This is a genomic window from Clostridium sp. CF012 (assembly GCF_018861755.1).
In the GTDB taxonomy this organism is placed as follows: Bacteria; Bacillota; Clostridia; order Clostridiales; family Clostridiaceae; genus Clostridium_AD.
Genome location: NZ_JAHLEF010000051.1, coordinates 1 through 22,822 on the forward strand (window position 1 = coordinate 1; position 22,822 = coordinate 22,822).

Consider the following 22,822-nt stretch of genomic DNA (forward strand, 5'->3'; position numbering starts at 1 on the left):
GAAAGAATACATGGAAGCTTAAATTATATTAGTCCAAATGAATTTATAAGGAAATCTATAAATTAGTTAGTATTCGTTAGAAAATGTCGTAAATAAAGGGAGCAATCCGAAACAACCTGAATATGAGCTTCAAATAATTTGATGCAATTTTCCATTTGATAAGAACAGTATTGCTTATAAAATCATAAAATAACGTATAATGATTTTAGGAGTGGTGATAATTGTATTTATATCCCTATGAATATTTTCGTAAAGAGTTTTACCCTAATCCAATGAGATTTACTAAAGCAGAAGTAGATTTAATGAATAACATACGTATGCTTTGGGAACAGCATGGAGTCTGGACAAGAATGGCCATAATGAGCATGGTTTTGGGGTTACCGGATGAAGACCTCGTTATTAATCGGCTACTACAAAATCCAGTAGATTTTGCTAATACATTGAAGGTTTTCTATGGAGACAAAATTGCTTCAAAATTCAGTGATTTATTAAAAAGCCATCTTGTTATAGCAGCACAGCTTGTAAAGGCCGCTAAAGCAGGAGATAACAAATCAGCCATGGAAGCAGAAAAAAGATGGTATGAAAATGCCGATGAAATAGCTGATTTCCTAAGTTATATTAATCCTTATTGGTCAAGGGAAAGTTGGAAAGCAATGCTACATGAACATTTAGCACTTGTTAAAGCAGAAGCAGTTGCCATGCTTACCAAAGATTATGCAGCTGGTATCAAGGTTTACGACAAAATTGAAAGTCAGGCTCTAGAAATGGCTGATATGATGTCACAAGGTATTATTAAGCAGTTTTCTTATTAATTTAGAAAGTAGTTTTTAAATTGCGTAATTAGTATTCGTCTACCGCAGTTTTTAGTTGTTTAACTCTATTCATATAATACAAAGAACAAGCATTATAATTATGATGCTTGTTTTTTTCGCTTTCACAATGATATATGTTTATAGCAAAACAAATTGATTAGATAGGTAATTTACGATGATTAGTAAACATAAGTTTCTCCAAGGTAGTAGTCAGGCCTATGCAATAGTATTTAAAGATATGGCTGAAAGTAAAGAATTTATAAAAGAGTTTACTAATAAATGTATATGAGGAAAGAAAAAGCTATGGTATATATAAAGCTTTAGGCTTTACTGTTGGACCTAAAATGATAGAACTAGCTTTATCAAAACAAGGGTTAGTAGAGTTCCCATTTTTAATTACTATAAAAACTACTGTTTTTGGTATTCTATTGTTTATAATAATAGTATTTGCTACGGTATGGTTTTCTACTAGTAAATTGTTAGGTATATACCTTAGAGAGATTATAGAAGAGTAGAGAAGTTAAAATAAAAACATAAATAAAAAAGTCACATAGTGTTGACTCTCCCCGTACAGGAGAATATATACTCATTACATAGAGCAAAAATATCATAAAAAGATGAGTATAAATTAGAAAGGAGACAACGTGATGGAGGGTAGCATTAGTATTAATATTAGTCATTTAAAAAAATGTTACAAAGAAAAAATAGCTGTAGATGATCTATCTATTTGTATTAAAAAGGGGGAAGTTTTCGGCTTACTAGGGCACAATGGATCAGGGAAATCCACAACCATAGACTGCATTTTGGGACTGAAAAAATTTGGGGGTGGATGTGTTAGTGTTCTTGGAATGAACCCTGTTACGCAGCGAAAAAAAATGTTTGAAAAAGTTGGAGTACAGTTACAGGAATCCTGCTACCAGGGGAGCATTAAGGTAGGAGAATTGTGCGAAGAGATGTCGGTGCTTTATAAAAATCCTGCAGATTATAAGAAACTGTTAGAGCAATTCAAATTGTCTAAGTTTGAGAAACAACAAGTATCAAGCTTATCAGGAGGCGAAAAACAGAAATTATCGGTGTTACTTGCATTGATACCAAATCCAGAGGTTATTTTTTTAGATGAATTGACAACTGGATTAGATACTGCGGCCAGAAGGGAAGTTTGGAAACAACTAAATATATTAAAAGAAAAGCGAACTACGATTTTTCTAACCTCACATTATATGGATGAAGTGGAGGCTCTTTGTGATAGAGTATGTATTATTAAAGATGGGAAAGAAGTGGTAAGTGGTAGCGTAGAAGAAGTAGTAAAAGGAAGTCCTTATGACAGATTGGAAGAAGCATATCTGTGGTATATGGGTGAGGAGGTAGCACAATGAGGAGATTTTTCAAATTATTAAAAATAGAGGGGTGTTTAGTACTTAGGTCTCTTGACAGTATCTTTTTTGGAGTTTGTATGCCTGTAGGAATTATAGCACTGTTAGGTATTATTTGTGGATCAAAGCCTGCTTTTGTCGGAGCAAACTATACACTACTAGAAAGCTCTTTTGGAGCATTAATTACAGTTGGTATTTGCGCTACGGCTTTTATGGGAATTCCATTAACAATTGCAGATTATAGAGATAAGAAAATTTTAAAACATTTTTTTGTGACACCCGTAAGCCCTGCTGTGCTAATATTAGTACAAGGAGCCATCAATGTGATACTTTCTTTAGTATCGGCAGTACTTGTATATTTAACGGTAAAGTTGTTTTTTGGTTATGAAATGAGAGGATCAAAAATAGGATTCACTTTATCCTACTTTTTAGTAATAGCATCTATGTACAGTATTGGAATGCTTATGGCAAGTGTTTGTAAAAATATAAAGACAGCAAATGTAGTTTGCAGTATTGTCTATTTTCCTATGCTATTTTTATCCGGTGCAACTATCCCCTATGAAGTTTTTCCAAAAGCATTGCAGCAAGTTGCAAACCTTCTGCCACTTACCCAAGGAATTAAACTATTAAAGGGGTATTCTTTGGGATTACCACAGGAAAACTTATTGTTGCCTATTGTTATTATGTTAGTATGGAGTGCGGTTGGTATTAGTATATCAATTAAAACATTTATATGGGAATAGATTACCCAGAAGGAGGCTATAATGAAAGAACAATATCAATGTGAACGAAAAGAAGATACTATATTGTATAAAATTGGATTATTCTCGCAAATGAATCGAGTTACGGTGAAGGCATTACGTCATTATGATGATATTGATTTGCTAAAGCCTGCATATATTGACGAGCATAGTGGATATAGATATTATACTTCCGTACAATTACCAGTTCTTCATCAGATATTGGCATTGCGCCAGATGGGTTTTACTTTAGAAGAAATCAAAAATGTGAAACAAGGTATGTCTGTAGAAAAACTATTGTTACAAAAGAAGAGTGAATTAATAAAAAAAATTGCTGAGGAAACCATGAAGTTATCTCAGGTGGAATGCTATTTACTACAAAAGGATACTGACAGGGAGTATCATGTTATTTTAAAAGAATTGCCGGAAGTAATTGTTGCTTCTATGAGAACAATTATGCCAAACTATGATGCACTATTTGATATTGTTCCGCCTATGGGCGCTGAAATGGAACGACTGGGCTGTGTTTGTGCAATCCCTGAATACTGTTTTAATATTTATCATGACGGTGAATACAAGGAATTTGACATAGATGTAGAAATTTGTGAGGCGATCACTGAAAAAAAGGAAGACTCTGATATGCTGATTTTTAAAACCTTAGAGAAAGTTGAAACAGCCGCTTGTGTTTTGCATAAAGGTGCTTATGAAGGATTCCCAAAATCCTATGGTGCTGTTTTAAAGTGGGTAGAGAAAAATGGATTTCAAATTGTGGGCAGTCCAAGAGAATCCTATATTGATGGTGTTTGGAATAAGGATTCTGCGGAGGATTGGTTAACAGAGATTCAGTTTCCAGTGAGAAAGCTTTAGGAATCTAAAAGAAAATAACAAGTCAAATATGCTTGCATATTCACTAACTTCTTTAAGTTTATCGTATGCCTTTTTCAAATTCATATACTTAAAATCAAGATTTCTCATAAATAATTACCCCTTCTTTTTCAACTTGTTCTATAAAAAGCTTATCTTCAATATTATTCATATGTGAAAAATCAAACTCTAATAAAGTACTAACGCTCTCCTCAATTTCATCTTTGAATTCGGCAATTGAATTATTAGAATATACGACTAAGTCAATATCACTTTTTAATGAGTTATCACCACGTGCTCGTGAGCTAAAGAGTATAATTTTGTCAATATATTTATGTTTCTTTGATATATCAACTATTTGATTAGCTATTCCATTTTCTAAATTCAATATACTCGCTCCCCTATTTTCTTTAATAGTTTATCTACATGGCTAAAAAATAATATATATTATTTTTATACCATTTTTTCTACAAATTCTAATATAGCTTATATTATTAATTATAGTAAAAAATCATTGAACCTTAGACCCAATAGTAAATTTAAAAATACATTTACCATCGGAAAAGAACCACTTTTCTATAATTATATCATAATTATAAAAGTTTAATACAATTAAAAACCCGCTAACCTCAAATTTCATCTCGATAACTATGACCACTCATCATCATAATCCGGATATTGCTCAGGTGATTCTTCTTTAATTTCAAGGCCTTAAAGAGTACCGTAAATACAAGGAGTTATATCAAATATAGTGCAACTCAAATCTTTATCAATTGTTACATAATTTACTTATTATTTGAGGGGAACTAATAAGTAAATTACCTAAATTCAAGAGGAATTAAAATATAAAATATTATACTTTTATTGACAAATACATATTACACATGTAATATGTATTATAATACTGCTTGGAAGGCGAATACTATTAGAACCTTAATAAATCCTTTAGTTAAAAAAGAAGTTTTAGGTTACAACATAGATAAAAAGGATAAAAAGACATATTATTACTTTCCTTTATTATCGGAAAACGAATGCATAAAATCAGAGAGTGAATCCTTTATAAACCGCGTATTAATGATTCATTAAATGGTATGATTGCTAACTTTCTAAACGAATCAAAATTATCTGATGAGGAAATTAAAGAACTAAAAAATATTCTTGATAATAAGAAAGGATAAATGGGTGTAGTTATGCTGTGGGTTATTTCTATTTTTAAATGGGTATTATATTCAACCGCTTTGGCAAGTATTTTAAGTTTAATAATTCTTCTTTTTAAGTTAATAATTAAGGATAAGTTAGGTGTGAGATTGCACTATGCTATTTGGCTTATTGTTGTAATTAGATTATTAATACCATACGGACTACAAAGCTCATTGAGTGTTTTTAATCTTATTAAATTTGAAAGTGGAGGCATTATACAAAAAACTTATACAGTTAGCTATGAAACAAGCAAAAGTATTAATAGTAAAAAGATTGATACCGATGTGACCCCTAGTGTTTCAAAGGCTATGTCCCCTAATAATACTTCTAATGATAATTCTATCCCTATGTATATAAAGTTAATCAGTTACATGTGGTTACTAGGAGTAATTATACTTGGTTTTTATACGATTGTAATGACAGTAAAATTAAAAAATAAATTCAAAAATTGTAATGTATGTGAAAATGAAGAAGTTAAGCTACTTTTAATCCAGTGTAAAAATAAGTTAAATCTAAAATCCAATATTAAAATTTTAAATACAAATCAAATTAAAACGCCATGCATTTTGGGGTTTATAAGTCCTAAATTATTATTGCCTATAGGCATAGAAAATTGTGTAAATCAAAATGAATTAGAATTTATAATTTTACATGAGTTAGCCCATGTAAAACGTATGGATATAATAGTAGGGTGCATATCAGAAGCACTCCAAATAATACATTGGTTTAATCCAATTATATGGTATTCGTTTTATAGAATGAGTAATGATAAGGAATTAGCTTGTGATGCTTTAGCTTTATCTTATATTAATTGCAATGAATACTTAAACTATGGAAAGACAATTATTAAATTATTAGAAAGCTATAAGAAGACACCACAAGTTTATGGTATGTCATACATTATAAATAATAAATCTCAAATTAAAAGGAGAATTACTATGATTTCTTTATTCAAGAAAAACTCATATAAGTGGTCAATAATCCCTATTGTAACATTAACGCTTATGGGAGGAGTAATGCTTACTAATGCCAAAAATAATCCAGTGCTCGCGGATAATAAAAATAATCAGAACTTAAACTCTAACAAAATTTTAAGTGTTGAAAGTAAAATAAGTTCTATTACTCAATATGATATTACAGGTAAACATTTTAACGGTACAATGTTAATGATCCCTAGCGATAAGAAAATTGTTGTTGGATTTAGTAAATACCTTGGAGAAGCTAATATGACCACAAGTGAAATAGCTAAAGAAAACAATGCAATATGCGCTATTAACGCAGGTGGGTTTACAGAAGGCAACTCAGGTAAAATATTATCCCCAGAAGGACTTATAATTCATGATGGAAAGGTTATTTTTAATGGTTTAAAAGACAATGCTAAAAGAGAAATGGTTGCTTTTACAGGCAAGGGTATTCTTTTAGTTGGTAGTTATTCATTAAATGAATTAAAGAAGCTTAATGCCACGGAAGCTGTTAGTTTTGGCCCTGCACTTGTAGTTAATGGCAAACCCACAATTACAGAAGGCGATGGAGGTTGGGGCATTGCTCCAAGAACAGCTATAGGGCAGAAAAAAGACGGAACCATTATTATGTTAACTATTGATGGTAGAAGTGTGAAATCTATAGGTGCTACATTACTTGATGTTCAAAATATACTTTTAGAGCATGGAGCAATAAATGCATCAAATCTTGATGGGGGAAGCTCTTCAACTATGTATTATAATGGTAAAATAATTAATGTTCCAAGTGATAAGACCACCGGCGAAAGAAAAGTAGTATCTACTTTTATGGTATTGCCATAAGAAGCTATTGCAATTTGATACAGTATAGCTAAAGATTATTTAATAATTATAAGAGAGTAGATGAGAGCTGTGGACCATATTAAAAAAAGAAAGAAGAAAAAAAAGTTTTATTTAAGGATTTTTTTCCTTTTGCTGTTGATTCTTATACTAGGTGTTGGTGTGTATACATATTTTTACTTGCAGAACTTTAGTGTCACTTCAAAGAAAAATAATATCAACCTTGTTGAAGCTAAAAAGGGTGAGCCTGTAAACATTTTAGTTATGGGAGTGGATGTTGGTACCCTAGGGGATTCTAGTAAAGATAATGCTCAAAGAACAGATACCATAATTTTATTAAATTATAATCCTGTGAATAAAGCTATTAATATTATATCCATACCTAGGGATACATTAATCTACATGGATGGTAAAAAAAGAAAAATTAATGAAGCTCATTTCTTTGGTGCTTTATCCGGTCCAGGAAATGGAGTTAGGTATCTTACTAGTGAGGTAGAAAAGCTTCTAGATATCAATGTTAATTATTATGGAAAGGTTAATTATAATGGATTTATAGAACTTATTAATGCTATTGGTGGCGTTGATATGAAGATAAATAATACTATGAAGTATGATGATGGAACTCAAAATCTTCATATTAATTTTAAAAAGGGCGAGATCGTTCATCTAGATGGACAAAAGGCAATGGAATTTTTTAGATGGAGAAAAAACAATGTTTTTGATCCTAAAAATAGTGGTGATATAGGAAGAATAGAAAATCAACAGTTGTTTATAGGGAAGGTTATAGAGAAAATTAAAAGTCCTAGCATAATAACAAAATTGCCAAGAATTATGCAGGTTATACCTAAGTATGCCGAAACTAATATGCCGCCTTCTGATATATTAAGCTATGGCTTTACTTTTGCAAATACAGATAGTTCTAATATAAAAACCTCAATGATTAAAGGTACATCAAAGTATATTGATAAAATTTCCTATTTTGTTTATGAAGAAAAGAAAAACTTAGAACTATATAAGATATTACATCCAGTGGGTAGCATAACAGGTCCAGGAAAAATTGGTGACTTAGATAAAAGTAGCTTAAATTTGCAGGTGCTAAATTGTACCCCTAGAACAGGTCTTGCAGCTAATTACGCTACTACAATTAGTGAAAAGGGATATAAAAAGGCTGAAACTGGAAATGGTGAAAAATTGCAAAAATCAAAGATTGTTACCTATGGAGTAGATAGTAAATATGATTCAATAATTAAAAGTGAATTTGGAATAAATAATATTGAAAGGGTATCAGAAAAGAAAGGAAACTTTGATATAACAATAATGCTTGGAGAAGATTACAAGGCTAAATAATAGCTGTACTGAGTGAAAAATTAAATAGAAGTGAGAATAAAAGCTTATTTGATAGAGAAATCTATGGGGTAGGCTTTCTCTAATTGATTGAGAAAAACAATTGGTATTTATTTGCATATATATGTTGCGCTATATAAAGGAAATTGGAAATTAATGCAGAATTATAGTTTGAGGATACTTAAATGATAGAGTAGTATATTTATGCGGGGGGGAAGTTACATGTATTTTAATGAATATATATTGCCACTTTGGTACTTTTCAGTTTCAATAATATTTTTACTTGGGAGTATTTATTATTTCTTTTATAGGTTACTTGCTGTAAGAAAATTTGAAGTTAAAAAAAGGATAGATAAAAGTAATTTCAAATATGTATTTGCATTTATTACTGCGTTAATAGTCATAATTATATCATTAAAATCTAGCAATAATTTTAATGTTTTTTTCGGAATAATATCAATAGGACAAGGGTTTTGGGTATACGATTATAATTTTATTCTAGATGAGGGTTTATTAATAAAAGGAAGATTTATTTCATGGAGTAAAATTAGTAATCTGGATTATAAAAAAGATAAAGCAGTGGAGCTTAGTTACTATAAAAATAACCAACATAGTAAAATATCTAAAATGACGTTTAATATAGGCGATGATGCAAAATTAGTGTTAGAAAATACGCTAAAGCGTAAGCGAGATATCACAAACATAGGGAATTGGGAAAGTGAAGATATAATACATTCTCTTAATAGATTAAAAAGAGTAATAGCTATAGCGTTAATTTTTGTAACAATAATTTTTACATATGGTGTTTATAATTTATTGCAACCTAAATACTTAAAAGTTGTTTTAGAAAAAGCGTTTAATCATGATAAAACTTCAACTGTAGTTGTTTATTACCCGCGTGAAGTTAAAGAGGAGAATATGTCTATAGCTAATATGTCTACAACATCAAAAGAAGAAAAGATAAATGAAGTAAAGGAGTATCTTAATTCATTTTCCATAAGGAAAATTCAATTTAAGGACATCCAATATAGCTTTATGGATCAAGATGCATATGAAATTATACTTTATGAATTAGATGGAGATAAGGTAGAAATCTATATTTCTAAGAAAGAGCCTGTTATTGAGATTATCAGTAAAAATAAGAAAAAAAGTTATTATATAGAGGAAGGTTATAAGGATTTAGATTTTATAAATAAGTTTGGAAAAAGCATAAACTAAGGTAAGTGTCAAAAATTAAAAGGGCGTGATTGATTTGAAAAAAATAAAGTTATCGACTTTAATAATATTCTTTTTTGTTGCGGATTATTGGATTTATATCCTTTATGTAGAAAGTAATATAAACCGATTTATTAGGGCGGCCATTGCAACGATTGCAACGAATATATTAGTGGCGTTATGTTTTGGTGTTTATTTTAAAAAGATTAGAAATTTGTAAGTTCATTATCAATATTTAAACTGGGACAAGACAAGCATATAATCCGTAAAAATATTTATATACTGTAATAATCCGTTGAGGGTTATAACTCACTGAAAATAAAGGGTTAATAATTTTTTCATCGTAACTATGGCATTGTCTCATTAAAAATTCGCCTTAAAAATAATATGATGAAAGGGTGAAAACGTAATGTATCACTAAATCACATCGAATGGGGCTGTAGTATGGCTACCCGAAATTTCATGTTAAATATTTGAAATTCATATTAATATTCTATATAATTGAATAAGGATATACTTGTATTTTTTAACGAACTAACGTAGATGTTTTTTTGGGAAAGAGGTGTTATATGTTAAAGAAATTAGATCCAATTATTTTTATGTTTGTACCAACAATAATCGGCTATTTTTCCAATGTTTTATTTACACCTGCATTACCTGCATTGTCAATTTTCTTATTTTATATCTTACCAATTTTTATGTTATATTTTTGGTATTGGGTTGGAGGTAAGTTTGCTCAAAAGAATATAAAAGCATTTCCTTCTATTTTAATTGGTAACTCATTAGGAATTGTATCGTTAATAATTTATTTTTGGCAATTCTTTATTGTATTGGGGGGACAGAGAGTAGTACCTTCAACGGAATTATCACAAGCATTTAGTGCTTCTCTAGGCATGTATATAGTAAGATTCGCAAATTTATTTAAATTTCAAAGTTATGGGACAACAGTTACCGTTGGCCAAGTCTTAGGACTTATACTGATGATAATTATATTTACTGCAGGATACTATTTCAATAAAAGAAAAATAGAATTATATTCATAGTTCTGAGTTAGTTTAGTTCGCAGTGTTCTTAAAGATTGTATCAATCATGATTTTAAAGTTAGTGTAGCCTTGTACAATATCATAATTGAATAGGAGGAAGAGCATGAAGAAAAACCATATTATTAGAGGCTTAATTTTTATAATAACATTAACAACGTTATTTATTGTATTTCAGAGGTCAAAACATGTAGATGAAGATATGAAATTAAGAAATCAGATAATAGAAACTATAATTCAATCGGACAGCATAGATTTCGCTAAAATCACTAATTTTGAATGGGATACTATGTATCTATTCACTCCCTATTCAAATCCAAATGATACCTTGAAGGCTGATGGAATAAAGAGTTATAACTCAAACTTTAGTATTGAAATCCTTGACACTATAAATATGATTGCATTTGTTAAATCTAAGAAGTTAATTTCATTTGTAGAATTACCAAGACAGTATTGTGATAGTAAAAGACATATTAAATTGGACAAAAATGAAGTGAAATTCAATATATCACAGAAGGATAAGACACTAATCTTTGGACTACAGACACAATAAAATGTTATAAAAACACCAAAAGTTATAAAAGGTACTATGTTGATATATCAAGGGTATAAGCGAAAATTCCTCCGTATATACTATATAACCTATTGTGGACCTTTCGAAAAAGTGGAATCATTTCGCAATTATCGTAGTATTTGCAAGGAACCTATTAAGTTTATGGGTGATATCTATAGGCCTTATCATAAAGTTGCATTGACTATTATTAATAAAATATTATACTAGTGTTATAAGTTTTATTCAATAACCAGGCAGCAGCTCGACCCGAAAATGTTGCCAGGGTATAAACAGTAAATAGTTTTTGTGCGGTAAATTTTGGTTTGGTAATATTATAGTTGAATGTATTTGAACAGGAGGAAAATATGGGATATGAATATATTGAAATTATAGGGGCAAGGGAAAATAACTTGAAAAATATCAATTTAAATGTACCAAAAGGGCAGATAACAATTTTTACCGGGGTATCGGGTTCTGGTAAATCATCCATCGTTTTTGATACGATTGCGCAGGAAGCTGGAAGGCAGTTAAATGAAACCTTCAGTAAATTCGTTCAAGTGTATATGCCAAAATATAGACATCCTGATGTTGATGCTATTAAAAACTTATCATTGGCGATTATTGTTCAGCAAAAGAGAATTGGCGGAAATTCCCGTTCAACATTGGGTACAATAACTGATATTGATCCATTAATACGATTATTATTTTCACGCATCGGGCAGCCTCATATAGGTCCTGCCGGTTATTTTTCTTTTAATGATCCAAATGGAATGTGTAAGACCTGTGAAGGCATTGGAAAGATAGTTACATTGGATCTTGACAAGGCTTTGGATAAAGAAAAATCATTAAACGAGGGTGCAATTTTACTTCCAGGTTTTAAAGTAGGAAATTGGATTTGGAAATCCTATGCAGCAACAGGATTTTTTGATTGTGATAAAAAGATTAAGGATTATACAAAAGAGGAATACGACAAGCTCGTATTTTGCAAAGAAGAAAAAATAAAATCCCCATTAATGGAGGAGATTAATACTACCTATTTAGGACTTGTTGAGCGATTTATCAGGTCAAACATTAAAACTGAATTTGAGAAATCAGAGGCATCCAAAAAGAAAATTGCGCCTTTTACAACGGAAGGAAAATGCGATGATTGCTCTGGAAAAAGATATAATGAAACGGTATTATCATCAAAGATAATGGGTTATACAATCGCAGATTTTACTGCAATGCAAGTAGATTCACTTTTAGAACTGGTACAAAAGATTGAGGACGAAAAAGTAAAACCTATAATTGACAACTTGTCAGAGCGATTGAATGATTTGATTCAGATTGGCCTTGATTATGTAAGTTTGAACAGAGAAACATCCACTTTATCGGGTGGTGAGTCACAACGTGTTAAAATGGTTAAGCACCTTACCGGAAGCCTGATCAATGTTATGTATATATTTGATGAACCAAGCATAGGCCTACATGCTAGAGATGTCCATAGGTTGAATGAATTATTAGTCAAGTTAAGGGATAAAGACAATACAGTGATTGTAGTTGAGCATGACCCAGACGTTATAAAAATAGCAGATCATATTGTAGATGTTGGTCCGAAGGCAGGTATTAACGGTGGAAGGGTTATGTTTGAAGGCTCATACAATGAGCTTTTGAGTTCAAATACATTAACGGGTGAATACATCGGAAGAAGCTTGCAGATTAAGAGTAAGCCAAGAATTAGTACTGATTTTTATGAAACAAAAAAGAGTAACCTACACAATTTGAAAAACGTTAGTCTAAAGATACCTAAAGGGATATTCACGGTTGTATCAGGTGTTGCAGGTTCTGGCAAATCAACACTGGTTAACGGTGTCTTTGCGAATGAATATAAAGATGCGATTATTGTTGATCAGTCAGCAGTAAGCGCCAACCTACGTTCTAATCCAGCCACTTTCACAGGAATTATGGATGTGATTCGTAAATTATTTGCTGATGAAAACAAAGTTAGTGTGGGGTTGTTTAGTTATAATTCGGAAGGTGCTTGTGAGACATGTAAGGGACGCGGTTATATCGAAACAGATCTTTCATTTATGAATTCAGTGGAAACTATTTGTGAAGAATGTGGTGGCGAAAGGTTTAAGAGAGAGGTTTTATCCTACAAGTGTAATAAAAAGTCCATAGTTGAGGTTCTTGACATGACAATAGCAGAAGCCCTAGAATTCTTTACGCAAAAAGAAATCATCAATAAGCTGAAGCATATCGCAGATGTTGGTCTTCACTATATGACATTGGGTCAGCCATTGGATACGCTGTCAGGTGGCGAATCTCAACGATTAAAGCTTGCTAGAGAGTTGAGTAAAAAGGGTAATATTTATATAATGGATGAGCCTACAACGGGTCTCCATATGTCTGATATAACGGGTATTTTGAAAATCATTGACCGCTTAGTGGATAAGGGTAACACGGTTATTGTAGTTGAGCACAACCTTGATGTCATCCGGAACGCCGATTGGGTCGTTGATATGGGTGTTGAGGGAGGCAGCCATGGTGGACAAATTATTTTTGAAGGGCCACCAGCTGACTTGAAGAACTGTAAAGAATCCATTACTGCAAGGTACTTGTAAATGGAAATAATATGTGGAGGAAGAGTTTTCAAGGTTTCTTATAAATAATTACCCCTCATTTTCCTTAATCGTTTATACTATTTTTTTTGCAAATTCTAACATACCTTATATTATCAATTATAGCAAAAAATCATTGAACCTTAGACCCAATCGTAAATTTAAAGATGTTTTACTATGGTGAAAGAACCACGCACACTCACGACGGAAGTCACGAGTGTGCGTGGTTCTTTTATCAAAAGGAATTATTATTATTATATAGTAATAATAATAATAATAATAATAATTGCCACTTTTTTATAATTATATCATAATTATAAAAGTTTAATACAATTAAAATCCCGCTAACCTCAACTTTCCTCCCAATAACTATTACTACTTATCATCAATCGTTAGTATCGACAGCGTGCAATAAGTTAATTCTGGTGGTCACTGATTAACTTTAAATGAAAAAAAGGAGGCAATTGTCTATGCTTTTTTTAGTTTTACAACAATTAAGCAAACAATATTTACCATTTTTACCGAATCAACTTTAAATATCGGTAATGCGGACGGGACTCTTTTAGGATTTGCATTTTTTGTCATAATAAAGCTCAAGAAAAGAGTTTACAAAACAAAATCAGGATAGTATGATAAACATATCATCTGATGATTTGATTTAAGTTTATTACCGACTCAAAAAGACTAGTCATTCTAAATGTTATTTAAAACTAAAACACTAGGGGGATTATGAATGAGTACTAAATTGAAAAATCGTTCTCTATTTGATGTGGATGGAGTTCCTAAATTTTTAACAGCGCTTCCATTGGCAATGCAACATCTGCTAGCCATGATTGTAGGAAATATAACTCCAGCTATAATAGTATCAGGTGTAGTAAAGGCCGATGCCGCAACAACAACTTTGCTTATTCAAGCTGCAATGATTGCTGCAGGTTTATCAACTTTACTACAGATTTATCCAATTTGGAAATTTGGAGCTAAACTACCCGTGGTTACAGGTGTGAGTTTCGCTTTTGTACCTACACTAATAAGTTTGGGGGCTTTATATGGGCTCGAAGGTGTTTTTGGAGCTCAGCTTATAGGAGGTATCGCTGCTATTGTAGTTGGAGTGTTTATAAAGCGGCTGAAAAAACATTTTCCTCCTATAGTAGCAGGAACTGTAGTATTAACTATAGGGCTGTCTCTATATTCTGTTGCTACAGGATATATGGCTGGTGGATTTGGGTCACCTGAATTTGGAGCTCAAGTAAACTGGGGCATAGCTATATTTACTCTATTAGTGGTACTGATTTGCAATCAGTTCGCGAAAGGATACACTAAGCTAGCTTCAATACTCATAGGAATCGTAGCAGGTTACTTGGTTTCAATTCCATTTGGATTGGTTGATTTTACGGCAGTGAAAACCTCTGCTTGGTTCGCACTTCCAACTTTTATGCCTTTCAAAATGACATTTCACGTAGATGCAGTGATAACATGTATTCTGGTATTCATAGTTGCATCAATAGAAATAGTTGGTGATTTATCAGCCGTTACAGGTGGAGCTTGTAAGCGTGATATAACTGATAAGGAACTTTCTGGAGGGATTCTAGGAATGGGTATATCTAGCGCCTTGGCTACAGTGTTTGGTGGACTTCCGGTGGCTACATACAGCCAAAATGTCGGATTGGTTCTCATGACTAAAGTTACTAGCAGATTTGTAATTGCGATAGCGGCAGGATTTATGCTTGTAGCAGGATTTGTACCTAAATTTGGAGCTCTTGTGACTACCGTTCCAGCAGCAGTACTTGGTGGTGCGACAGTTACCGTATTTGGGATGATTACCATGGCGGGAATTCAGATTATAATTGGCGATGAATTATCCACAAGAAATATTACCATAGTAGGACTTTCAGTTGCACTTGGCATGGGTATAGTAGGTGTTGGTGGAGCAGGAGCTTTGGATCAATTTCCAAAATGGGTAAAAGTTATATTCGGAGAATCAGCAGTTGTAATATCTTCTTTACTCGCTTTCATATTCAACTTATTGCTTCCTAAAAAGACTTTGGCAGAAGAAGAGGAAGAACGTAAAGCTATGGATATGGCTAGTAGTTCTTAAGTATAATATTCAAACTAAAAACTATTGAATTAAATGGAGGGTTATAAAATGTCGCTGTTAATAAGAAACATCAAAACACTGGTCACATGCGATTCGCAAGATAGAGTAAGAGAAGGTGTAAATATTTTTATAGAAGATGGGCTTATAAAAAACATAGGTCCTGAAGCTTTCGATGCTGATGAAGTTATCGATGCAAAAGACATGATAGTATACCCTGGTCTTATAAACACTCATCACCACCTGTATCAGACTTTCACAAGAAATCTGCCTCAGGTTCAAAATATGGAGCTATTCGACTGGTTGAAAACTCTATATGAAATCTGGAAAGGACTTACTCCAGATGCAATAAGGTATAGTTCTTATGTGGGGATGGGGGAATTACTGAAGCACGGATGTACGACATGCTTCGATCATCACTACGTGTTCCCACAGAATACAAGTGGAGAACTAATAGATATACAGTTTGAGGCTGCAAAAGACCTAGGAATCAGAATACATGCCTCAAGGGGGAGTATGTCTTTGAGCAAGAAAGACGGAGGACTGCCACCAGATTCAGTTGTTCAAACAGTAGACAAGATACTATTGGATTCAGAGAGACTGATAAAGAAGTATCATGATTCAAGTGAGAACTCCATGAGTCAAATAGTGCTGGCACCTTGTTCGCCTTTCAGCGTTACAGGAGATTTAATGAAGGAGTCAGCGATACTTGCCAGAAAGTATGGAGTGAGACTGCATACGCACTTGGCTGAGACGCTGGACGAAGAGGCTTTCACACTTAAAAAGTTCAATATGAGACCGCTGGAGTACATGGAGAGTTTGGGATGGATAGGAGACGACGTATGGTATGCGCATGGAATTCATTTCAACGACGCAGAGCTAAAGAGACTTGCTGAGACGAAGACTGGTGTTGCTCACTGTCCGATATCAAACATGAAGCTTTCATCTGGAATAGCTAGAATATCAGAAATGATAGATATGGATATTCCAGTAGGATTAGGTGTAGACGGGAGCGCAAGCAACGACGGTTCAAATCTTCTGGAAGAGATAAGGGTTGCATATCTGCTCCACAGGCTTAATTCAAGCAAGAAGGCTCCAACTGGATACGACATATTGAAGCTGGCTACAAGAGGTGGAGCGAGAGTGCTTGGTAGAAATGATATTGGATCCCTTGAAGTTGGTAAAGCAGCCGACTTGTTTATGATAAATACAAACAGACTGAAATTCGTGGGTACGCAGTACGACCCAAAATCGCTTTTGGGAACTGTAGGCGTAACTGGAGAAGTGGACTATACAGTGATCAAAGGGAAAATAGTGGTGAAGGATGGAAGGTTAGTTGGCATAGACGAAGAAAGGATAACAGCTAAAGCAAATGAAGAAGTAGAGAAGCTTATAAGAAACTCATAGTATAGAAGCCTGTCGTTTAAATGACAGGCTTCTATCTATCTATACATTACATATATTTTTCTGAAATATTATAAAGTATCGCTCTTCATTAGTGTATAATTAAGGTGAATATAAATGGTCTGCTATATAAAAAGTCAGAGCTATATATACATAAATAAACTAATAAAGGAGCATGACTATGAAAGCCATAGGTATTAAAAAAGTCAATAAGATGTCAACAGTGCAAAAAATTCTAGAGAACTTGAGAGAGTATATAGGGAATACTGAAACACCAGTTCTTCCTAATGAAGATGAGCTTGCAAACCACCTAGGAGTAAGTAGACTCACTGTAAGGGAAGCAATTACGGTATTGGAAAGGGAAGGAGTTGTTTCAAGGGTCCAAGGTAAGGGAACATTGATAAACTTCTTTGTGACAAAACTTGAAAACAGAATCGACTTAGGAAGTGATATAGAAGGGTGTTTAAGAAATCACGGCTATGATGTAAAGTTTAAAGTGGCTGACGTTGTATTCAGAGGTGCGAATGCAATGGAAGCATCTAAATTAAACTTAGAAGTAGGAGAAATTATACTCGTAGTAAAGAAGCTACTCTATGCAAACGATATGGTTGCAGCAGTATATGTAGATAGAGTTCCTGAAAAACTCTTAAAGACAAAAGACATTCATCCCAAAAGCTTAGAGCCAACTATATTCCCTATTATAGAAGACCTCTGCCAATGCAACATAAGTCATGATGTGCTTGAAATGTATCCTTCCGTGACAGACGAAGAGCTTTCTGATATGTTCAAGGTTCCATTGAAAACCCCAGTTCTAGGGTTTGATGTATTAGAATATACGAAAGATAGCGTTGCATTGATGTATAATACGGAGTACTACACTAGTAAGTTCATAAAATTTACACTGTGCAGAAGTGTAGCCTATAAGGCGTAGTGAGTCTAGTAGGGGTACGGCAACGATTTGCAAAAAACAGCGACAAGATATTATTTCCCATTTTTGATGAACTATAAATCAAAAATGAGACTATTGTCTTGTGGCTGTTGTTACGTATTTGTATTAGTCTTTAAAAAGATACACACCTACTAATACAGGGTTCATATATACTAATCACAAGGTAATTATAGGAATTAATATGAATATAATAGGAAATAAGATATATTACATATTAAAACTTAAGAAATATATGAAAGGCGTTGTATTATGGATAAAGTGAGAAGTTTCATTGTGGTTGAAGGAATAGTACAAGGAGTAGGTTTCCGTCCATTTGTATATAATTTAGCAAAAACTTTTGGGTTAAAGGGTTGGGTAAATAATAACTCTGAAGGAGTTTATATAGATGTTGAGGGATTTGAGGAAGATATAGAAAAATTTATGCAAGCTCTTGAAAATAATCCTCCACCTCTTTCTCGAATAGGAAAGATAACTATGAAAGCTGATAAAGTATTAAATTATTCGAATTTCGCAATCAAAGAAAGTGAACAAAGTCTTGATAAAATCACTTTAATATCACCAGATATAGCTACTTGTAGTGAGTGCGTAGAAGATATACTAAATTTGTATAATAGGAGAAGGGGATACGCTTTTACAAATTGTGGACCTAGGTTTTCTATAATAAAAGAATTACCTTACGATAGAAGAAAAACTATTATGAAAGATTTTAAAATGTGTAAGCAGTGCAATAGTGAATATTTAGATCCTACAAATAGAAGATTTCATGCACAACCAAATGCCTGTGGGTCATGTGGCCCAGAACTTTGGATAGAGGATTTTAAAGGTAATAGATTAGAAATAGAAGAGCCTATAAGTTTCGCCCAAAACATGCTTTTGGAAGGGAAAATATTTGCCATAAAAGGCTTAGGAGGTTTTCATCTTGCATGTGATGCAATGAATGAAACCTCCGTGAATAATTTAAGGATGAGAAAAAAAAGACCCTTAAAAACCCTTGCAGTTATGATGAAGAGCATAGAAACGGTGTATTTGTGGGTGGCACCACAGCAAACATGGATGCTTCTAAAATAATGAGACTGAAATCCATACTACATTCTATAAGTGAATTTATGTGCGGAAATATGGTTGAAGATATAAATATTATAGCTGATTATTATCCAGAGTATTTTAAAATTGGCGGTGGGGCAAGAAATCTTTTAGCATACGGATTATTTCATGATTTAGAAAATAAAGATATGCAGTATGTACAACCTCTAAGCTATATTGATGGTGAGGTAGCTTCTTTAGATTCAAAGGCAATAACAGTGAGTTCAGCATTTTCTTGGTATAAAGGTTCTAATGCTAGTGGGGTTCCATCAGATTTTCCATCTGAAACAGATGTTAAAAAGCCGGGAGCCTATACCTTTATCAAAGCACCTAGGTATAAAAGTAAAGTTGTACAGGCTGGACAACTTGCTCGCATGATTTTATCAGGTTCCTATAAAAATAGTATATCCACCATGGATAGGCTTATGGCTCGGGTACTCGAAGGGAAAAAACTTTGTGATGCTGTTAGGGGGGCACTCGGACATTGGACTACTATAGAAAAAGGGATTATAAAAAATTGTGATATAGTTACTCCTACTGCTTGGAATCTTTCGCCTATAGACGAAAAAATGCAACATGGAGCTCTTGAGTGCGCTCTAATTGGAACTGAAATGTAAAACATCTATACTAGAGAGGTTAATTCCAAAACTTAAACAAAACTTAAGTATGACGGTAATTGAAGGCGACTTATATACCACTAAGGATTCAGAGCGAATTGAAGGCATGGGAATTCCAGTAATACAAGTTAATACTGCAGGACCCTGTTATTTAGAAGGAAGCATGATAAGGCTAGCATCATTGAACTTTGATTTAAGAGAGATTGATCTCATTATTATAGAGAATGTGGGGTGTTTAGTATCCCCGGCAAATTTTGAAGGTGGCGAGGATATAAAGATTTGCGTACTTAGTGTGACAGAAGGTAATGACAAGCCTTTAAAATATCCACTGATGTTTAAAAAAAGCACAGCGATAATTTTAAATAAAAGTGATTTAATTGGACTTACGAATTTCAACCCTTGGCTCTCGAATTCTTTCTGTCACTTTCTGGCTTTACTTGGATATTCATTCTAATCTTTGTCATAATATCATTTCGAATTAATTCAATAGTAAAATATGGTGGTACCACGCTCAGTGATAATTACTAGTATAGACTTATTTATTAAAACTATCTATAACCACAGCAGATTAAATACCTCCTTGATTTTGGAGATCAGTGGAATTTTGATATAATCGTAACTGATATTGATAAAAGATAAAAGATAAATATTTCAATTAATCTCGGAGGGAAAGCTTTATTATAGTACCTTTTCTCCTATAGATTAGTGCTTAGGTTTCCTATTTTTATTTGGATTGTTTGGAAACCAGCCTTTTTTAACTCGTTCTTCTTGCTCAATGATTTCATGTATGCTCCAAAGCGAAGAGAATCCGACAACACCAGCTATTGCAGAAAGCATACTGCTATTTATAAATAGAGACAATCCGATTAGTAATACTCCTGCAACTAAAAAAAATGGCCACACTTTTTTACCAAGGTAGTATTCTGCTTTTATTACTATTGGATGAAAAATACCGATTATTGCGAAAGCAATTATTCCTATTGTTATACCTTGAAAATTCATAATTATACCCCCTTTGATTATATCAAATGTAGTGCATTTCAAATCTTTATCTATTCTTAATTGGAGATCATTACCATGCAATTTTATTATATCACAAATATAAAAGTAAACAAAATATAAGTGTATTAATAGGACTCCTAGATATATGACCACTGGGGTTTTTAAGAGATTCGTATATAAATTATATTGTGAGGGACATAATGAATAAAATTTTTTGAAATATCTAATACTATAAAAGTAAAATTCAAATAATCAATTAACCAAGAAGGAATTAGTTATGAAAAAGAATGAAAGCATAGGATGCATAGTTACTGAATGTAGACATCACAGCCAAGAAGAACAATACTGTAGTTTAGATAAAATCCAAGTTGTAAAGCATGGTTCAGATAATACAGTTGAACATACGGATTGTGGAAGTTTTGATTCGAAACAATAATAACAATACTGCTTACCATGTGTAGGCAGTATTTTTTATGGAGAGACAGCTTTTATAAATTTACAATAATATTTATATGGCGAAAATACGAACGTGTTAAAAAATTAATGATAATATAGTACCTGGAGTGATGTTAGTGGAGTTAGATGGTAATCAACAAATAGTAACAGATGAGATTAAATCATCTTCCCTTATTATCCATTATTCAGTTTATTTTTCTCCCTTTTCCGTCTGGGAAACATATTGGCGTGCCGAATTGATTGTCTATACCGATGCGACATTTTAGTCCGTAAATGCGTTCAATATTTTCACTAGTTATCATTTTTTCAGGAGCGCCTTGAATAAAAACTTTTTGATCTTTTATCGCTACTAGGTGATCCGCATAACGACAAGCTAAATTAATATCGTGTAAAACCATTACGATTGTTCTGCTTTCTTCTCTATTCAAATCATACAGCAGGTCTAAAATTTCGATCTGATGCGTTAAGTCTAAATACGTTGTTGGTTCATCTAATAAAATAGTATCAGTATTTTGAGCAAGATTAAGAGCGATCCAAGCTCTTTGACGCTGTCCGCCTGATAATTCATGGACTTGTCTATCTTTCAATTCTTTCATGGATGTTACTGTTAAAGCATGATTAACAGCTGTTTCATCTTCATTTGTCCATTGCTTGAATGTACTTTGGTAAGGATATCGACCTTGCTTTACTAACTGTTCCACTGTTATGCCTTCCGGTGCGATTGGTGACTGCGGTAAAATGGCTAATTTTTTAGCGACATCTTTTGATTTCATTTTCAAAATGTCTCGGTCATCAAGAAATATGCTACCCCTTCGTGGTTTTAGTAAACGGGCAATTGCGTGTAACAAAGTCGATTTCCCACATCCATTTCGACCGATAAAGACGGTGATTTTCCCTTTAGGGATCGCTAGATTTAGTGAATCAATTATCGTCGTTTCGCCGTATGCTAATGTTAGATCTTTAACATTTATTTTTATCTCGCTCATTGCATTGATTCCTCTCTTTCGTTTGCCTACTTTTAATTGGACAATTGTCACAATAAGTAATTCCGCCAACAGCTTTTTCTAATTTATAGTATAAGCAGCACGTTTTGCGATAGGGATTTAATTTAAGTTCTTCTCTTATTTTCAAATAATCTTTAATCGGATTTTCTTTTAAATTAAACAGGTCACCACTGGCATTTTTCAAGAAATTGAAGTCACTATTTAACCGTTCAATTTTAATCGGTTCTAATTCCTGCGCTAGTGTTTTCCGATAAATTGAGTTAATTCGAATGGCTACGTTTTCCCACAATATTGATGAAGGAACGCCGGATATTTTTTTCAATATGTTTAAAATCGGCATAATATGAGTGGAAAAAAGGTCGCGCAGCACTTTTTCTCGCCATTCTTCCCTCTCCAGACCCTTTACTTCCACCCATTTGTACATGCCTGCTAGAATACATAATTTACCTTCTTTAGTTAATGCGCATACTTTTACCGGTAAATTAAGAACACCGTTGAATTCGACCATACTATATAAAGTGGATGATACAACGAGATAAGCATATCTTTTCGAAAGCATCGAAGTGGTGTTAGTATAATACTGTAGACACGAAAAGCCGAACACATTAAAATATAAATAAGAGAAGGATGTGTTTATAATGGCAAGAGGTCAAAAACAATACACAGAGGAATTCA

General features: G+C 32.9%; 23 protein-coding genes. 19 read left to right on the top strand and 4 right to left on the bottom strand.

Annotation, left to right across the window (positions count from 1 at the left end; translation table 11 throughout):
• Positions 1-272: 272 nt before the first annotated feature.
• From KPL50_RS24670 to KPL50_RS24690, 5 genes are all read left to right on the top strand, one after another.
• Positions 273-812: an acetylglutamate kinase gene (locus KPL50_RS24670; RefSeq protein ID WP_253200803.1), complete on the top strand. Its 540-nt coding sequence runs from the start codon at positions 273-275 to the stop codon at positions 810-812.
• Between the two features lie 344 nt (positions 813-1,156).
• Complete coding sequence (locus tag KPL50_RS24675) at positions 1,157-1,327, top strand: hypothetical protein (RefSeq protein ID WP_216301150.1); 171 nt, start codon at positions 1,157-1,159, stop codon at positions 1,325-1,327.
• 132 nt (positions 1,328-1,459) lie between these two features.
• Positions 1,460-2,188 (top strand): ABC transporter ATP-binding protein, encoded by a 729-nt coding sequence (locus tag KPL50_RS24680; RefSeq protein WP_216301151.1) that lies wholly within the window; start codon positions 1,460-1,462, stop codon positions 2,186-2,188.
• Positions 2,185-2,928, top strand: a complete 744-nt coding sequence (locus tag KPL50_RS24685) for an ABC transporter permease (protein ID WP_216301152.1) — start codon at positions 2,185-2,187, stop codon at positions 2,926-2,928. The genes KPL50_RS24680 and KPL50_RS24685 overlap by 4 nt, the downstream gene beginning before the upstream one ends.
• Positions 2,929-2,949: 21 nt before the next feature.
• A complete protein-coding gene (locus KPL50_RS24690) occupies positions 2,950-3,792 on the top strand; it encodes a MerR family transcriptional regulator (protein WP_216301153.1) in 843 nt (280 codons plus the stop codon).
• A gap of 94 nt (positions 3,793-3,886) precedes the next feature.
• On the opposite strand, the gene KPL50_RS24695 is transcribed toward KPL50_RS24690, so the two are convergent.
• Complete coding sequence (locus tag KPL50_RS24695; RefSeq protein ID WP_216301154.1) at positions 3,887-4,177, bottom strand: nucleotidyltransferase domain-containing protein; 291 nt, start codon at positions 4,175-4,177, stop codon at positions 3,887-3,889.
• Positions 4,178-4,680: 503 nt separating this feature from the next.
• Here KPL50_RS24695 and KPL50_RS24700 point away from each other — a divergent pair.
• The 13 genes from KPL50_RS24700 (at position 4,681) to hypB (ending at position 20,139) form a co-directional block, all read left to right on the top strand.
• Entirely contained in the window at positions 4,681-4,875 is a 195-nt protein-coding gene (locus KPL50_RS24700; protein ID WP_253200804.1) for a BlaI/MecI/CopY family transcriptional regulator, read from the top strand.
• Positions 4,876-4,979: 104 nt separating this feature from the next.
• Positions 4,980-6,791 carry a M56 family metallopeptidase gene (locus KPL50_RS24705; RefSeq protein ID WP_253200806.1) on the top strand — a complete coding sequence of 604 codons (1,812 nt, stop codon included), beginning with the start codon at positions 4,980-4,982 and terminating at the stop codon, positions 6,789-6,791.
• Between the two features lie 159 nt (positions 6,792-6,950).
• Positions 6,951-8,135: an LCP family protein gene (locus tag KPL50_RS24710; protein WP_216301156.1), complete on the top strand. Its 1,185-nt coding sequence runs from the start codon at positions 6,951-6,953 to the stop codon at positions 8,133-8,135.
• 219 nt (positions 8,136-8,354) lie between these two features.
• Positions 8,355-9,350 carry a hypothetical protein gene (locus tag KPL50_RS24715; protein ID WP_216301157.1) on the top strand — a complete coding sequence of 332 codons (996 nt, stop codon included), beginning with the start codon at positions 8,355-8,357 and terminating at the stop codon, positions 9,348-9,350.
• Positions 9,351-9,916: 566 nt separating this feature from the next.
• The gene (locus tag KPL50_RS24720) at positions 9,917-10,390 is read left to right on the top strand and encodes a hypothetical protein (RefSeq protein ID WP_216301158.1); all 474 of its coding nucleotides are present in this window, start codon (positions 9,917-9,919) and stop codon (positions 10,388-10,390) included.
• A 103-nt stretch (positions 10,391-10,493) separates the two neighbouring features.
• A complete protein-coding gene (locus KPL50_RS24725; RefSeq protein WP_216301159.1) occupies positions 10,494-10,940 on the top strand; it encodes a hypothetical protein in 447 nt (148 codons plus the stop codon).
• Between the two features lie 365 nt (positions 10,941-11,305).
• The gene (locus KPL50_RS24730) at positions 11,306-13,543 is read left to right on the top strand and encodes an excinuclease ABC subunit UvrA (RefSeq protein ID WP_216301160.1); all 2,238 of its coding nucleotides are present in this window, start codon (positions 11,306-11,308) and stop codon (positions 13,541-13,543) included.
• Between the two features lie 730 nt (positions 13,544-14,273).
• A complete protein-coding gene (locus tag KPL50_RS24735) occupies positions 14,274-15,635 on the top strand; it encodes a uracil-xanthine permease family protein (protein WP_216301161.1) in 1,362 nt (453 codons plus the stop codon).
• 48 nt (positions 15,636-15,683) lie between these two features.
• Positions 15,684-17,039 (top strand): 8-oxoguanine deaminase, encoded by a 1,356-nt coding sequence (locus KPL50_RS24740; protein WP_253200805.1) that lies wholly within the window; start codon positions 15,684-15,686, stop codon positions 17,037-17,039.
• 211 nt (positions 17,040-17,250) lie between these two features.
• Positions 17,251-17,967: a GntR family transcriptional regulator gene (locus KPL50_RS24745; RefSeq protein ID WP_216301163.1), complete on the top strand. Its 717-nt coding sequence runs from the start codon at positions 17,251-17,253 to the stop codon at positions 17,965-17,967.
• Positions 17,968-18,234: 267 nt separating this feature from the next.
• Positions 18,235-19,053 (top strand): acylphosphatase, encoded by an 819-nt coding sequence (locus KPL50_RS24750; protein WP_216301164.1) that lies wholly within the window; start codon positions 18,235-18,237, stop codon positions 19,051-19,053.
• Entirely contained in the window at positions 19,035-19,685 is a 651-nt protein-coding gene (locus tag KPL50_RS24755; protein ID WP_216301165.1) for a nickel-dependent hydrogenase large subunit, read from the top strand. The genes KPL50_RS24750 and KPL50_RS24755 overlap by 19 nt, the downstream gene beginning before the upstream one ends.
• A complete protein-coding gene (gene hypB, locus KPL50_RS24760; protein WP_216301166.1) occupies positions 19,669-20,139 on the top strand; it encodes a hydrogenase nickel incorporation protein HypB in 471 nt (156 codons plus the stop codon). The genes KPL50_RS24755 and hypB overlap by 17 nt, the downstream gene beginning before the upstream one ends.
• A gap of 248 nt (positions 20,140-20,387) precedes the next feature.
• Here hypB and KPL50_RS24765 read toward each other — a convergent pair whose 3' ends face one another.
• On the bottom strand, positions 20,388-20,687 hold the full coding sequence (locus KPL50_RS24765; protein ID WP_216301167.1) for a DUF4491 family protein: 300 nt from the start codon (positions 20,685-20,687) through the stop codon (positions 20,388-20,390).
• A 277-nt stretch (positions 20,688-20,964) separates the two neighbouring features.
• On the opposite strand from KPL50_RS24765, the gene KPL50_RS24770 reads away from it, so the two are divergent.
• Entirely contained in the window at positions 20,965-21,123 is a 159-nt protein-coding gene (locus KPL50_RS24770) for a DUF1540 domain-containing protein (protein ID WP_216301168.1), read from the top strand.
• Positions 21,124-21,328: 205 nt separating this feature from the next.
• Here the strand turns inward: KPL50_RS24770 and KPL50_RS24775 are convergent, their stop codons facing one another.
• Together KPL50_RS24775 and KPL50_RS24780 are read right to left on the bottom strand one after the other, a co-directional pair.
• A complete protein-coding gene (locus KPL50_RS24775; RefSeq protein ID WP_216301169.1) occupies positions 21,329-22,129 on the bottom strand; it encodes an ABC transporter ATP-binding protein in 801 nt (266 codons plus the stop codon).
• Complete coding sequence (locus KPL50_RS24780) at positions 22,104-22,655, bottom strand: IucA/IucC family C-terminal-domain containing protein (RefSeq protein ID WP_216301170.1); 552 nt, start codon at positions 22,653-22,655, stop codon at positions 22,104-22,106. The genes KPL50_RS24775 and KPL50_RS24780 overlap by 26 nt, the downstream gene beginning before the upstream one ends.
• Positions 22,656-22,822 lie beyond the last annotated feature (167 nt).